Source organism: Microbacterium sp. Leaf320 (assembly GCF_001423485.1).
Taxonomy (GTDB): Bacteria; Actinomycetota; Actinomycetes; order Actinomycetales; family Microbacteriaceae; genus Microbacterium.
Genome location: NZ_LMOD01000003.1, coordinates 29,955 through 43,865 on the forward strand (window position 1 = coordinate 29,955; position 13,911 = coordinate 43,865).

A 13,911-nucleotide genomic window follows, 5' to 3' on the forward strand; every position below is an offset into this window, starting at 1 on the left:
GTTCGGGCGCTCAGCGACCGAGAAGCTTCTTCGCGACCTTGGTGTCAGCCTTCGACAGCACCTGGTCCTGGTTGAGGCGGCGGGTGCGACGGCTCGACTTGTGCTCGAGGTTGTGGCGCATTCCGGCCTGCTGCTTCTTCAGCTTGCCGCTGCCGGTGATCTTGAAGCGCTTCTTAGCACCCGAGTGGGTCTTCTGCTTCGGCATCTTCTCTTCCTTCGTATGGCGCCTTCTCAGGCGACGGTGTCAACCCGCGGTGCGGGAGTCTTGGGGGCGGGAGTTACTCCGCTGCGGCCTCGGCCGGTGCGTCTGTGTCGCTCTTGGCCTCACGAGCGGCCTGCTTGTTCGCCGCGCGCTGTGCGTCGCGAACCGCGTTCTGCTCCTGCTTGGCCTCGGACTTGCTCTTGAGCGGAGCCACGATCATGACCATGTTGCGACCGTCGATGGTCGGGTTCGACTCGACGGTTCCGAGCTCAGCGACATCTTCTGCGAACTTGCGGAGGAGACGCACACCCTGCTCCGGGCGCGACTGCTCGCGACCGCGGAAGAGGATCATGGCCTTCACCTTGTCGCCCGCCTTGAGGAAGCCCTCGGCGCGCTTGAGCTTGGTCGTGTAGTCGTGCGCCTCGATCTTCAGGCGGAAACGGACCTCCTTGAGAATGGTGTTCGCCTGGTTGCGGCGAGCTTCCTTCTCCTTCTGGGCAGCTTCGTACTTGAACTTGCCGTAGTCCATGATCTTGACTACAGGCGGCTTCGAGTTGGGTGCGACCTCGACGAGGTCGAGGTCGGCTTCCTGCGCAAGGCGCAGCGCCGCCTCGATGCGGACGACGCCGATCTGCTCACCCGCGGGGCCGACGAGGCGGACCTCGGGGACGCGGATGCGCTCATTGGTGCGGGGATCGCTGATGCGTAACTCCTTAGACGAGTGGATTCGGCCACCAGAACGCAGTCAGCATCCCGGGCGAAATCAGAATCGTCCCCCACCCGCCGGCATTCAGACGCCGGCTCTGCACCCTGCCTGCCGGATGCATCTGACGACGCGATCCGGTGGAGTGCAAGACCCGGTAGCCTGGAACGGCAAGCGCGGGTGGGAAGTGAATCCTCTTTCGTGCCGGAGCATTACGCTCCGGAGCCCGACAAAGTCTAACAGAAGGCAAGGCGAAGTGACGAACCAGGCATCGGACGAGGCTGCACGTGAGCGCGAAGAGCGCTGGGCCCGACAGGAGGAGGCGGCTTCTTCCGCCACCCGAGACATCGCCGACGTGCCAGCAGTGGAGGTCATCACGACCGCCGCCGTGCATCTCATGAGCGCCGCGGCAGTGAAGCTCGGCCTCGCCGACGACCCGGATGCCGCGGCGCAGCTCGACCTCGATGAGGCACGCAAGCTCATCAACGCCCTGGCCGGCCTCATCACCGCCGGCGCACCCGAGATCAGCGACATGCACGCCCGCTCGCTCCGCGACGGCCTGCGCTCTCTGCAGCTCGCGTTCCGCGAAGCCTCCACGATCCCCGATCCGATCGGCAAGGGACCCGGCGAGAAGTGGACGGGGCCGGTCAACTAAGCGGTCTTCCGTTCGGATCTGTTGGTCCGGGCTCCGGGTGGGTCTTCGCGTCGTACCGAGTATCGCCCGGTCGTCGCGCGAGCGGTCCGAGGCAGAACGAGTCTCAGGGATGCAGGACGACGGGCGGAGCCGTGGACGGGCCGCCGCAGGGGTCCGACGAATGCGTCCACGCGATGGCCTCCTGCGTCTCCGCGATCAGGGCGCCGGAGTCGTCGTAGACGCGCACCGTGATGTCGTCCGGGGCGGCGAAGCCGAAGTGGAAGGTCCCGGCGTCACCCTGCGCAGGCACGGACAGATCCGTCTCCAGAGTCGGTGTAACCCCGGGACCCGCCGAACATCCCGCATCCGAGCAGACCTGCAGGAAGACATCGGAGCCGTATGCGGACGCGTCGATCTCGACGCCGTTCGACCACCCGATCGCAGGGCACGTGGTCGCGCATCCCGGCAACAGCAGCGCGACGACGAGTCCGATGACCGCCACTGCTGCCCTGTGCATGCCGCCACCCTAGCGACGCGGATACCGCGGCCGCGAGGCTCAGGTGGAGCGACGGAGTTTCACGGTGAGCGAATCCGCGAGCACCGCGATGCGGTCATCCGCCGCCCAGCGCTGAGCCAGCCGAGCGAGCACCGCGTCGAGAACCTCACGCTCGAGACCGTCGACGAGCTCGAGGACGACGATCAGCTCGGGTCCCCGCAGGCGCGCATCCGGATCCCCGGCGGCGACCGCCACGTCGATGACCGCGAGCTCATGCGCGACGCTCTCCTGCAGCGCACTGAAGACCTCGGGAGACAGGAAGCTCGGCTCCCACCGGTGCCCCTGCGCTATCGCCCATACAGCGGGGCGACGAAACACGAACTCGGTCTCGGAGGTCGGATCGAGCACGATCAGATCGGTGTCCTCTGCGGAAGCCGACAGTGCCACGCGCGTGGCCTCGACCGGAATCGGCCGCGCGGTCGCATCCCAGCGCTGCATCGCCTGGACCGAGGAGAACACGGGCTGCACGCGGCGTCCGTCAGGAGCGGCCACAGTGACGATCGAGAGCTCCTGAGTCTTGTCGACCGCGAGCCCGCTGGGCGCCACCCCCTCTTCGCCCTTCTCGGCGATCAGCGGTATCAGCACTCGGGCGGCGCGAAACGCGTCGACCACCTCGGCCTGGGCGCCGGATCCTGCACGGAAGCGCAGGAGCGCGTCGAGGAGTCCGGGGTCGGCAGAGCCATCATCGCCCGCATGCGGGTTCGACTCGAAGCTGCGCCCCTCCCAGGGCACACCTGCGGAGTCGCCTCGGTTCCCCGCGGCGTGATCGTGCGCGCCATGGCCCTCGGGGCCGTGGCCGCAGGCGTCGTCAGTCCCCCGCGACATCCAGAGCCTCAGCCAGCGTGAACGCCCCGGCGTACAGGGCCTTGCCCACGATCGCGCCCTCGACGCCCAGCGGCACCAGCTCGCGGAGCGCGGCGATGTCGTCGAGGTTCGCGATGCCACCCGATGCGACGACAGGCTTCGGAGTGCGCGAGGTCATCTCGCGGAGCAGTTCGAGGTTCGGGCCCTTGAGCGTGCCGTCCTTGGTGACGTCGGTGACGACGTAGCGGCTGCAGCCGGCATCCTCGAGGCGCTCGAGGACCTCCCAGAGGTCGCCGCCCTCCTTGGTCCAGCCGCGTGCGGCGAGGGTGGTGCCGCGGACATCGAGCCCCACGGCGATCGCCTCGCCGAAGCGACCGATCACGTCAGCCGCCCACTCGGGGTTCTCGAGCGCGGCGGTGCCGAGGTTGATGCGCGTCGCACCACTCTCGAGAGCGGCCTCGAGCGTCGCGTCGTCACGGATCCCGCCCGACAGCTCGACGTTGACGTTCTTGAACTGCTTGATGACCTTGCGGAGGATCGGGGCGTTGCTGCCGCGACCGAACGCCGCGTCGAGGTCGACGAGGTGGATCCACTTCGCGCCCTGCGCGACCCACTCCCCTGCCGCGTCCAGCGGGTCGCCGTAGCTGGTCTCGGTGCCTGCCTCGCCCTGCGTGAGGCGGACGGCCTTGCCACCCGCGACATCGACAGCGGGGAGCAGAGTGAGAGAAGGGGACTGCGCGAAGTCGTTCATGACGTCCTCAGGTGAGATGGGAGGGCCGATTCGTCGGCACGAGAGTCGACACTAGCCCGCGTATCCGCCCGCTCCAAAATGATGACGGCAGAGAACGACGGACGCCACGCGGTAGCCTCGAAGACGCCCCTGTTCGGTCGGTGAGGAGATGTTCCATGGTGCGCGATGCGGAAGCGCGTGGAAGCGGACCCCTGCGTCGGGGCAATCCGATGCCTCCCGAGGTTCCGGAGAGCGGCAAGCCCGAGCCGAGCCCGCAGGAGGATGCCGAGCAGAGCCCGAGAACTCCGCACCCGTCGATCCCCGCAGCAGACACCGCGAACGCCCCCACCGCGAACGATGGCGGTGCCGTGGACTGGTCGGCTCCGACGCCCCCGCGATCCCCTGCAGCGAGTGCGGCGTCGAGTACTCCTGCGCCGGGAACACGCGCTGCGGCAGCGGCTGCCGCGGCGGCAGCACCTGCCCTCCCTCACCCCGACGCCCCGGCGCAGGCACCGGTGACTTCCGCATCCTCGGACGCCGGACGACCCGTTCCTCTGACGCCTCCCCCTGCTCAGCAGACCACGCGCGCCGAGCCGCAGCTTCCCGCTGTCCCGCCCGCACCTGCCAGGACGCCCCCTACCGGGGGGCCTTCGGCTGTACCGGCAGCATCGGCTCCGGCGACTCCGCCCGCGTCCCCTTCCGCCTCGCAGCCCGCCGAGGTTCCGCAGACGACCGGTGCAGCCGTGCCGGTCGTTCCGATCGTGCCGGGGGCCCCCGCGCCACCTGCACAGCCGGCGACAACGCCACTCCGCCCCTCCACCGCAGCGGCATCACCGGCATCACCGGCAGCACCGGCATCACCGGCAGCACCGGCATCACCGGCAGCACCGGCATCACCGGCATCACCGAGCTTCTCCGCTCCCGCGGCAACCATCCCGTCGGCTCCGAATCCGGGTGCTCCGGACACTCGCCCCACCGCGATCCTCCAGGCGGAGGGGCCGGTCCAGGCACAAGGCCCTGCCGCAGCGACGCCGATCCCACCCGCCGCGCTCGCACCCGGCGCCACCGCACCGACGCAGACGGAAGCAGCAGCCTCCTCTCGTCGCCGCCAACGGGAGCAGGGAGTCGAACGCCGCTCCTTCCTGCAGGAGGAACGACGGGAGGAGCCTGCGCGCCGAGGCGGTCGCGGATTCCTCAATCGTGTCGGGTTCTCCCTCGGCCCCAATGCGCGTGAGCGTGCGATGCGCGACGACGAGCACGAGGTCAGCCGCCATTGGCCGGGTCCGCGCACCGTCGCTGTCGTCAACGGCAAGGGCGGGGCTGGTAAGACTCCCGCCACGGTGCTGTTGTCGGCCGTGTTCGCCCAGTACGGCGGCGCCGGCGTGCTGGCCTGGGACAACAATCAGACCCGAGGCACGCTCGGATGGCGCACCGAGACCGGCGCTCACGACCGCACCCTGCTCGAGCTCCTGCCGCAGACGCAGCGCCTGCTCGGCGCCCAGGGCCAGTCGGCCGATCTGGCGCATTTCGTGCACCACCAGCCGCAGGAGAAGTACGACGTGCTGCGGTCCAAGCCCATACGACTGGCACATGAGAATCGTCTCAGCCCGGCGGATGTGGATTCGATCCACGCGGTCGCTGCGAAGTTCTACCGACTGATCATCATCGATTCAGGCAACGACGAATCCGATCCGATGTGGTTGCGCATGATCGACCTCGCGGATCAGATCGTCGTCGCGACGACGACGCGCGACGACCACGCCGAGGCCGGAGCGCTTCTTCTCGAAGCGCTCGAGGACCGCGACGAACGCTCAGCGCGCCTCGCGCGCGAATCCGTGGTCGTGGTCAGCCAGGCCGACCCCAAGGCCTCATCCGCGGAGATCGCAGATGTCGTCGCGGGGTACCGGCCGCTGGCGCGTGAAGTCGTCGACATCCCGTTCGATCGCGAGATGGTCGACGGACACCTCCGTCTTCGTGCGCTCTCGGCACCCACTCAGCAGGCATGGCTGTCGGCCGCAGCCGCGGTCGCGCGCGGTTTCTAACGCGCAGCGACCAGCGCACGTCTCGCCTCAGGAACGCAGGCTGTCGACCCAGTTGCGGAGCAGCTGGATACCGGCCTCACCGGACTTCTCCGGGTGGAACTGCGTGGCCGAGAGCGGGCCGTTCTCGACGGCAGCGAGGAACGGGTCGCCGTACGTCGTCCACGTCAGCACCGGCTGTGGGAACGGCGGGATGACGTCGAGTTCCCACGACTGCGCGGCGTACGAGTGCACGAAATAGAAGCGTTCGTTCTCGATCCCCTTGAAGAGAACCGAGTCGGGGCCGGACTCGACCGTGTTCCAGCCCATGTGCGGCAGCACCGGAGCGTTCAACTCGGTGACGGCTCCCGGCCATTCACCGAGGCCCTCCGAATCGTGGCCGCGCTCGACGCCGTGGGAGAAGAGCACCTGCATGCCGACGCAGATGCCGAGGACAGGTCGTCCACCGGCGAGCCGCCGATCGATGATCTCGTCACCGCCATGGGCGTGCAGCGCGTCACGAACGGCCTGGAAGGCGCCCACGCCGGGAACCACGAGACCGTCGGCCTCGAGCGCCTCCTTGCGGTCGCGCGTGAGCACGGCATCGGCCCCCGCCGCGACGAGAGCCTTCACCGCAGAGTGCACGTTGCCGGACTCGTAGTCGAAGACGGCGACCCGAGGAGCTGCACTCACAGCGCACCCTTGGTCGACGGGATGCCGTCGACCAGAGGATCGAGCGCCTTGGCCTGGCGGAACGCACGTGCGAAGGCCTTGTACTCGGCCTCGGCGATGTGGTGCGGGTCACGCCCGCCGAGCACACGCACATGCACCGTCAGACCGGCGTTGAACGTGATGGCCTCGAACGAGTGCCGCACGAGGGAGCCGGTGAAGTGACCGCCGATGAGGTGGTGCTCGAAGCCTGCAGGCTCCCCGGTGTGCACGAGGTACGGGCGGCCGGAGATGTCGACGACGGCCTGTGCCAGCGCCTCGTCGAGCGGGACGAGGGCGTCGCCGTAGCGGGAGATCCCGGACTTGTCCCCCAACGCCTCTCTGATGGCCTGGCCGAGCACGATCGAGATGTCCTCGACCGTGTGGTGCGCATCGATCTGCGTGTCGCCGGATGCGCGCACGGTGAGGTCGGTGAGCGAGTGCTTCGCGAACGCCGTCAGCATGTGGTCGAAGAACGGCACAGACGTGTCGATACGGCTCGCACCGGTGCCGTCGAGGTTCAGCTCGAGCTCGACGGTGGACTCCGACGTGCTGCGCACACGCGTGGCGGTGCGCGAGGTCTGGGCTGGGGTGCTCATGAAGCCGATCCTATCGAGGCGAGGGCATCGAGGAACGCGGTGGTCTCGGCCTCGGTGCCGGCGGTGACGCGGAGGTGTCCGGGGATCCCGACGTCACGGATCAGCACTCCCCGGTCGTACAGCTGCTGCCAGACCTTCTGAGGCTCTGCAACTCCCCCGAACAGGACGAAGTTCGACCACGACTCGTGCGGGGTGTAGCCGAGCGCCTCGAGGGTCGCCGAGATGCGATCGCGCTGCTCGACGATCTCCTCGACCATGCCCAGCATCATCTCGGAATTGCGCAGCGCTGCGACGGCTGCGGCCTGCGTCAGCGCACTGAGGTGGTAAGGCAGCCGCACGAGGCGCAGCGCATCGATGAAGGCCGGGTCGGCGGCGAGATAACCCACGCGGGCGCCCGCGAACGCGAACGCCTTGCTCATCGTGCGCGAGACCGCGAGCCGCGGGCGTCCCTCGAGCAGGGTCAGCGCGGAGGCTGCGTCGCGCGGAGCGAACTCCTGGTACGCCTCGTCGACCACGACGATGCCGCGGGATGCCTCATAGACGGCCTCGACGACGTCGAGACCGAGCGGCGTGCCCGTCGGGTTGTTCGGCGAGCAGATCAGGATGACGTCGGGGTCGACCTCCGCGACCTGTGCGGCCGCCTCGTCCGGTGTGATCGTGTAGTCGGGCTGTCTGGTGCCCGCGATCCATCGCGCTCCCGTGCCTTGCGAGATCAGCGGATACATCGAGTAGGTCGGTGCGAAGCTGAAGGCCGTACGACCAGGGCCGCCGAATGCCTGCAGGATGTGCTGCAGCACCTCGTTCGACCCGTTGCCCGCCCAGATCCGGCTGGCGTCGAGGCCGTGACCGAGGTATTCGGCGAAGCCCTCGCGCAGTGTGGTGAACTCGCGGTCGGGGTAGCGGTTGACGTCGCGAAGCGCGACCGCGATGTCATCGAGGATGTCGCTTGCTACGGCATCCGGAACCGGATGCGTGTTCTCGTTGACGTTGAGGGCGATCGGGAGCGGCGCCTGGGGAGCTCCGTACGGCGTGAGCCCTCGGAGGTCGTCGCGAAGGGGGAGGTCAGCGAGTGATGCAGTCACCCTTCCCATGGTAAGCGCCGTGAACCCCACGGATGCGCGCGGTGACAGAGAATGAAGCCCGCTCGTCGCCCGCGCCGATCGCTCACTCCGAGTACTGCGCGGGGATCGCCAGTTCCTGGCCGATCTGGAGAGCGCCGCCACGGAGCATGTTCAGGCGGGTGATGTCGCCGATGACCTCGCGCGGGTCTGCACCGGGTGCGATGCCCTCGGCGATCGACCAGAGCGTGTCACCCGGCATCACGGTCACGGTTGCGAAGGAAGCCGTCGTGACCTGCTCACCCGAGGCCATCGCACTGCCGCCGCTCAGCGCGGCGAAAGCGATGCCCACCGCGAGCGGGACTGCGGCCAGCGCGAGCACGACGCGGCGACCGCGCACCGTCAGGCGGAGCTTCGTCGCCGGACGTGCCGGGAGGACTGCTGCGTTGCTGAAGGCGATGGTGCTCATGTCGTACTCCTCTGCATCTACCGCGTGAGCGGTGAAGTTGGCGTAGCGTTCGCATTCGCGCCTCGGCCGGGAGCCGTGAATGCGAAGCTACGTTCCGAAGTTATCTTCGAATTCGAACATCTGTCAAGCGTTCTTCGAAAAACTCACCCGCGAATCAGAAGACACGCTCGAACAGATCTTCCACATCTGGCCGATTCTCGGATACGGTTTCGATACGAACACCCCACCACGGGCCTCCGACATTCGAACTGAGACGCCGGAGTCGCACACCTGAGGAGCACCATGAGCGACAACTCCGCCACCGACGCCGAGGTCCCGCGCACCCGTCGCCGGAAGAGCCTGAGCCCCAAGCAGATGGCGATCCTCGAGGTCATCCAGACGTCGATCAGCAGGTACGGCTACCCGCCGAGCATGCGCGAGATCGGAGACGCGGTGGGACTCAAGTCGCTGTCGAGCGTGACGCATCAGCTCGGTCAGCTCGAACTCAGCGGCTACCTGCGCCGCGACCCCGGCAAGACCCGCGCCATGGAGGTCCTGATCGATCTTCCCGGCACGAGCGGCGAGAACCCGGCAGACGTCGCGACTCCCGTGGGCGATGCCGCCCTGGTTCCCCTGGTCGGCCGGATCGCCGCCGGCGTTCCGATCACCGCCGATCAGCAGGTCGAGGAGATCTTCCCGCTCCCGCGCCAGCTCGTCGGCAAGGGCGATCTCTTCATGCTGAAGGTCTCCGGAGAGTCGATGATCGACGCTGCCATCTGCGACGGCGACTGGGTCGTCGTCCGCTCGCAGGGCAGCGCGGAGAACGGCGAGATCGTGGCGGCGATGCTCGACGGCGAGGCGACGGTCAAGGTGCTCCGCCGCCGTGACGGCCACACCTGGCTGCTGCCGCGCAACTCGGCATTCGAGCCCATCCTCGGTGACGAGTCCGTCATCCTCGGAAAGATCGTCGCGGTACTGCGCGCAGTCTGACAGCCCCCGAACGCGCGACGCAGGCGTCACGCCTAGGCTCGGATCATGTCATCGCCGTTCGGTACCTGGCCCTCCCCTTTCTCCGCGGCCCGAATCGCGGCATCCTCTCCCAGAATCGACGGCTCGGCCTTCGTCGGCGAGGAGATCTGGTGGGGTGAATCGGTACCCTCCGAGGGCGGGCGATTCACCGTGCGCAGCTCGATCGGTGTCGAGATCCTCCCGGCTCCGTGGAGCGCCCGCTCCCGCGTCCACGAGTACGGCGGTGGAGCCTGGACTGCGGATGCCGAGGGCACGCTCTACTTCGTCGACGCGAAGGATCAGCGGGTGCACCGGATGCGCCGCGGAGACGAGCCCGAGCCGCTGACACCCGCAGGCCCCGCCCACGGCGGTCTGAGACTGCAGCAGGGGCGACTCCTCGCCGTCCGTGAGGACCTCACCGTCATGCCTCATCGTCGCGGCATCGTCGAGATCCCCGTCGACGGCTCCGCCGCGGCGGACCCGACGCTGGTGAGGACCGTCGTCGAGGGCGAGGGCTTCTACGCGCATCCGGCGCTCTCGCCCGACGGATCACGGACCGCCTGGGTGCAGTGGACGGGCGCGCAGATGCCGTGGCAGCGCGCCACGCTCGCAATCTCCGATGGGGTCGAAACTCTCGAGCTGCCCACGCGTGCGGCCCTGCAACCCGAGTGGACGGGCATCGACGAGCTGCTGTACGCAGACGACCCGAGCGGCCGATGGGCTCTGCATCGCCAGGAGCTGGACCGTCTCGACGGCGTTGCGCCTGCCGTCCGTGTCGACGACGTCGACGCGGACACGGGATACGGCCTGTGGGTGCTGGGCAACCGCTGGTACCGCCCGCTCGACGACGGCCGGATCATCGCGGTGCGCACGAACGGACGTGACGAGGTCGTCGTGCTCGACGCGGACGGAAGTGCCCGCACGCTCGCCGTACCCGCCGACGGCCATGTCAGCGTCGACGACGTCTCGGGATCCCGCGTCCTTCTCTCCGGCAACAGCTCGACCACGACACCCGGCGTGTGGTGCGTCGACGTCGACTCCGACGAGGTGACCGCGGTCACCGGAGCAGAGCCGACCGACCCGGCATGGATGCCCCCGGCATCACCGATCCTCATCGACGGCGCGCACGGACCGGTACATGCGTTCGCGTATCCGCCTGCCCACCCCACAGCCTCGGCCCCGGCGGGAGAGCTTCCGCCCTACGTGGTGCTCGTCCACGGCGGTCCCACAGCGCACGTGACGGGAGCCGTGTCAGCCATGATCCCCTTCTACACGAGCCGGGGTATCGGTGTACTCGACGTGAACTACGGCGGTTCGACCGGGTACGGGCGCGCATACCGCGAACGACTCGACGGAGAGTGGGGCGTGGTCGACGTCGACGACGTGATCGCGGCCGCGAGAGGCCTCGCCGAGACGGGTGTCGCGGATCCTGCGCGCATCGCGATCCGTGGTGGCTCCGCCGGCGGCTGGACCGTGCTCTCCGCTCTCGTGCGCGGCGGGACCTTCGCCGCGGGGATCAGCCGGTACGGGGTCACGGACCTCCGGATGCTGGCCGAGCACTCCCACGACTTCGAAGCGCACTACATCGAGGGCCTTGTCGGCCCTATGCCCGACGCTGAGGCGCTGTACGTCGACCGCTCACCGCTGACGCGTGTCGATCGGATCGACGTGCCGGTGCTGCTCATGCAGGGCGCAGATGACCGTGTCGTGCCGCCTGCGCAGTCGGAGGCCGTACGCGACGCCCTGGACACCCGAGGCATCGATCACGAGTATGTCCTGTACCCGGGCGAGGGACACGGATTCCGGTCGACCGAGACGATCGTCGACGCCCTCGAGCGCGAGCTCGCGTTCCTCGGGCGTGCGTTCGGGTTCACCCCGTCGAGCTGATCAGTCTCCGGTGCGGTTGCGCAGGCGCATCGCCCGCTCGGCCTCGCGCGTGTCCTGACGTTCGCGCAGGGTCTGACGCTTGTCGAACTCGCGCTTTCCCTTCGCGAGAGCGATCTCGACCTTGGCACGCCCGTCGGAGAAGTACAGCTTGAGCGGGATCAGGGTGTAGCCGCCGGCCGACACGGCATGCTGCAGCTTCGCGATCTCCTCGCGGTGCAGAAGCAGCTTGCGGATGCGCTTGGCGGAGTGGTTCGTCCAGTGGCCCTGCGAGTACTCCGGGATGTGCACGGAATCGAGGAAGACCTCGTTCCCCTTGACGAACGCATATCCGTCGCTCAGGTTCGCGCGCCCCTGACGCAGCGACTTCACTTCGGTGCCGGTGAGCACCATCCCCGCCTCGTACGACTTCTCGATGTTGTAGTCGTGACGTGCGCGACGATTGGTCGCGATGACCTTCTCCCCGCGTTCCCTGGGCATGATTCTCTCCTGATCCGCGTCGTGCAATGGTTCAAGAGCCCGATGCCGGGCGCACGACAGCCTGTCAGTCTATACCGACGACGCACCCGCAGGCGACGTGGTCAGGTGCGCAGCCAGCGGCGGATCGCGAAGCCGGCCGACAGCGCGGCCAGGACGACGCCGATACCGATCAGTACGGGCACGACGACCGCGGCATCCTGCATCGTCACCCAGGTGGTGATGAACGGGACCCGCCCTCGCAGATAGCCGTTCACACCGAAGTGCACACCAGCGACCACCGCGGCACTCGCCAGCACAGAGCCGAGGAAGGCGGCGAACACGCCCTCGAGCACGAACGGCGTCTGGATGAAGCGGTTCGAGGCTCCCACCAGGCGCATGATCCCGATCTCCTTGCGTCTGGCGTACGCCGACAGCCTGATGGTCGTGCCGATCAGAAGGATGGCGGCGATCAGCATGAGCACGGCGATGCCGACGGCGATGTACGTGGCGACCGTCAGCGCGGAGAACAGCGGCTCGAGATACTGCAGCTGGTCTGTGACCTGCTCGACACCTGCCACGCCGTTGAACGCCTCGGCTATGACCTGGGATTGCCCTGGGTCCTTCATCGTCACGAAGAAGACCTCGAAGGCCTGCTCCGGAGTGATGACGCTCGCCTGATCCTCGCCCAGCTGCTCCACGAGTTTCGCGTACGTGTCCTCCTTGGAGTCGTAGCTCACCTCGCTGATCAGCGGTGCGAGCGCCTCGCCCTCGAGCTGGGCACGCACGGCATTCACCTGCTCTTCCGAGGCACCGCCGTCGACGCACGTCTTCTGTTCCGAGAGGTCGGAGCACATGTAGACGGCCACCTGCGCGCGTTCGGTCCAGTAGCCGCGCATCGTGCCGATCTGGGCCTGCATGAGGATCGCGGCGCCGACGAACGTCAGCGACACGAAGGTGACGAGAACGACCGAGATGACCATCGAGATGTTGCGGCGGAGGCCTCCGAGGGCCTCGGTGAGGATGAGTCCGATTCTCATGAGGTCGGCCCCACTTCCTCGGCACCGTCGTCGGAGAGGCCCAGCCGATCTGCCACACCGAGCTCGGCGACGTCGACCTGCGGAAGCAGGATGGGATGCGTGAGCGGACCGACGGATGCCGGCGCTTCGGCGGGCCTCTCGTCGGCGATCGGCGGCTCGATGGGAGCAGCCTGGGCCTCCGGGGTCTCGGATGCGGTGGGCACGGCGTCGGAGGATGCGGCTGCGGCCTTGCGCTGTGCGCTGAGCTCTTCCGCGAGCGCGGCGCGGACCACGGACAGGTCGGCGGTCTGGCGCTGCACCTCCTGCACTGCGGTGAGAGCAGCGGCTGCCGCAGCTCCTCGGATCTCTTCGGGCACGAGACGGGGGATGTTGGAGGTGTCACCGTACCCGCCGTGCACCTCGTCGCGAACCATCTCGCCGTCACGGAGCTCGATGACTCGACGCTGCATCTGATCGACGAAGGCCGCTTCGTGCGTGGCCATGAGAACGGTGGTGCCACCGGCGTTGATCCGGGCGAGCAGCTGCATGATGTCGACCGAGGTCGCAGGGTCGAGGTTTCCCGTGGGCTCGTCCGCGAGCAGCACCTGGGGCCTGTTCACCAGTGCCCTGGCGATCGCGACACGCTGCTGCTCTCCGCCGGAGAGTTCGTGCGGCATGCGCTTCTGCTTGCCGTCGAGTCCGACCAGAGCGAGCGCCTCCGGCACCGCCTGCTGGATGAATCCGCGCGAGGAGCCCGTGACCTGCAGGGTGAATGCGACGTTCTGGTAGACGGTCTTCGAGGGCAGGAGGCGGAAATCCTGGAACACGGAGCCGATGTGGCGACGGAAGTACGGCACCTTGCGGTTCGCGAGCGATCGCAGGTCGCGTCCGAGTACGGCGACGCGGCCGGTCGTCGGCACGTCCTCTCGGAGGATCAGTCGCAGACAGGAGGACTTGCCAGACCCCGATGCACCGACGAGGAAGACGAACTCCCCGCGTTGCACTTCGAAGTCGACAGCGGACAGAGCGGGGCGTGAGGTCCCGCGATAGCGCTTCGTGACGTTCTCGAACCGAATCATGGCTG

The 13,911-nt window shown here is 68.0% G+C and carries 17 protein-coding genes; 4 read left to right on the forward strand and 13 right to left on the reverse strand.

All coding sequences use genetic code 11. The annotated features are described in order from the left end of the window. Window positions 1–10: 10 nt before the first annotated feature. A complete protein-coding gene (rpmI, locus tag ASF63_RS09900; RefSeq protein ID WP_017828564.1) occupies window positions 11–205 on the reverse strand; it encodes a 50S ribosomal protein L35 in 195 nt (64 codons plus the stop codon). Between the two features lie 73 nt (window positions 206–278). Continuing rightward, window positions 279–929, reverse strand: coding sequence for a translation initiation factor IF-3 (gene infC, locus ASF63_RS09905; RefSeq protein WP_082478039.1), 651 nt, complete (start codon window positions 927–929; stop codon window positions 279–281). Between the two features lie 232 nt (window positions 930–1,161). Here infC and ASF63_RS09910 point away from each other — a divergent pair, with 232 nt between their 5' ends. After that, window positions 1,162–1,560 (forward strand): DUF1844 domain-containing protein, encoded by a 399-nt coding sequence (locus ASF63_RS09910; RefSeq protein WP_056513077.1) that lies wholly within the window; start codon window positions 1,162–1,164, stop codon window positions 1,558–1,560. Window positions 1,561–1,663: 103 nt separating this feature from the next. Here ASF63_RS09910 and ASF63_RS09915 read toward each other — a convergent pair whose 3' ends face one another. The 4 genes from ASF63_RS09915 to ASF63_RS19035 all read right to left on the reverse strand — a co-directional run bounded on the left by ASF63_RS09915 (window position 1,664) and on the right by ASF63_RS19035 (window position 4,563). Next, window positions 1,664–2,056 carry a hypothetical protein gene (locus tag ASF63_RS09915; RefSeq protein ID WP_157534303.1) on the reverse strand — a complete coding sequence of 131 codons (393 nt, stop codon included), beginning with the start codon at window positions 2,054–2,056 and terminating at the stop codon, window positions 1,664–1,666. Between the two features lie 39 nt (window positions 2,057–2,095). Further along, window positions 2,096–2,920, reverse strand: a complete 825-nt coding sequence (locus ASF63_RS09920) for an SseB family protein (protein WP_056513083.1) — start codon at window positions 2,918–2,920, stop codon at window positions 2,096–2,098. After that, entirely contained in the window at window positions 2,904–3,650 is a 747-nt protein-coding gene (gene priA / locus ASF63_RS09925) for a bifunctional 1-(5-phosphoribosyl)-5-((5-phosphoribosylamino)methylideneamino)imidazole-4-carboxamide isomerase/phosphoribosylanthranilate isomerase PriA (protein WP_056312186.1), read from the reverse strand. The genes ASF63_RS09920 and priA overlap by 17 nt, the downstream gene beginning before the upstream one ends. 550 nt (window positions 3,651–4,200) lie before the next feature. Further along, window positions 4,201–4,563, reverse strand: coding sequence for a hypothetical protein (locus tag ASF63_RS19035; protein WP_157534304.1), 363 nt, complete (start codon window positions 4,561–4,563; stop codon window positions 4,201–4,203). 307 nt (window positions 4,564–4,870) lie between these two features. On the opposite strand from ASF63_RS19035, the gene ASF63_RS09930 reads away from it, so the two are divergent. Beyond that, window positions 4,871–5,671: a MinD/ParA family protein gene (locus ASF63_RS09930; protein ID WP_056513086.1), complete on the forward strand. Its 801-nt coding sequence runs from the start codon at window positions 4,871–4,873 to the stop codon at window positions 5,669–5,671. A 27-nt stretch (window positions 5,672–5,698) separates the two neighbouring features. On the opposite strand, the gene hisH is transcribed toward ASF63_RS09930, so the two are convergent. The 4 genes from hisH to ASF63_RS09950 form a co-directional block, all read right to left on the reverse strand. Beyond that, on the reverse strand, window positions 5,699–6,340 hold the full coding sequence (gene hisH / locus ASF63_RS09935) for an imidazole glycerol phosphate synthase subunit HisH (RefSeq protein ID WP_056513088.1): 642 nt from the start codon (window positions 6,338–6,340) through the stop codon (window positions 5,699–5,701). Continuing rightward, window positions 6,337–6,954: an imidazoleglycerol-phosphate dehydratase HisB gene (gene hisB, locus ASF63_RS09940; protein ID WP_056513091.1), complete on the reverse strand. Its 618-nt coding sequence runs from the start codon at window positions 6,952–6,954 to the stop codon at window positions 6,337–6,339. Before hisB ends, hisH begins: the two co-directional genes overlap by 4 nt. Beyond that, window positions 6,951–8,045 carry a histidinol-phosphate transaminase gene (locus tag ASF63_RS09945; protein ID WP_200934009.1) on the reverse strand — a complete coding sequence of 365 codons (1,095 nt, stop codon included), beginning with the start codon at window positions 8,043–8,045 and terminating at the stop codon, window positions 6,951–6,953. Before ASF63_RS09945 ends, hisB begins: the two co-directional genes overlap by 4 nt. A gap of 73 nt (window positions 8,046–8,118) precedes the next feature. After that, window positions 8,119–8,481, reverse strand: coding sequence for a LysM peptidoglycan-binding domain-containing protein (locus tag ASF63_RS09950; protein WP_056513098.1), 363 nt, complete (start codon window positions 8,479–8,481; stop codon window positions 8,119–8,121). 282 nt (window positions 8,482–8,763) lie between these two features. Between ASF63_RS09950 and lexA the strand changes: the two genes are divergently transcribed. Together lexA and ASF63_RS09960 are read left to right on the forward strand one after the other, a co-directional pair. Further along, window positions 8,764–9,450: a transcriptional repressor LexA gene (gene lexA, locus ASF63_RS09955; RefSeq protein WP_056513101.1), complete on the forward strand. Its 687-nt coding sequence runs from the start codon at window positions 8,764–8,766 to the stop codon at window positions 9,448–9,450. 45 nt (window positions 9,451–9,495) lie between these two features. Continuing rightward, window positions 9,496–11,355: a prolyl oligopeptidase family serine peptidase gene (locus ASF63_RS09960; RefSeq protein ID WP_056513103.1), complete on the forward strand. Its 1,860-nt coding sequence runs from the start codon at window positions 9,496–9,498 to the stop codon at window positions 11,353–11,355. Here ASF63_RS09960 and smpB read toward each other — a convergent pair whose 3' ends face one another. The 3 genes from smpB to ftsE form a co-directional block, all read right to left on the reverse strand. Further along, complete coding sequence (gene smpB, locus ASF63_RS09965) at window positions 11,356–11,832, reverse strand: SsrA-binding protein SmpB (protein WP_056312202.1); 477 nt, start codon at window positions 11,830–11,832, stop codon at window positions 11,356–11,358. Window positions 11,833–11,933: 101 nt separating this feature from the next. Next, window positions 11,934–12,848, reverse strand: a complete 915-nt coding sequence (gene ftsX / locus ASF63_RS09970; RefSeq protein WP_056513106.1) for a permease-like cell division protein FtsX — start codon at window positions 12,846–12,848, stop codon at window positions 11,934–11,936. After that, window positions 12,845–13,906, reverse strand: coding sequence for a cell division ATP-binding protein FtsE (gene ftsE / locus ASF63_RS09975; protein WP_056513109.1), 1,062 nt, complete (start codon window positions 13,904–13,906; stop codon window positions 12,845–12,847). The genes ftsX and ftsE overlap by 4 nt, the downstream gene beginning before the upstream one ends. Window positions 13,907–13,911: the final 5 nt, after the last annotated feature.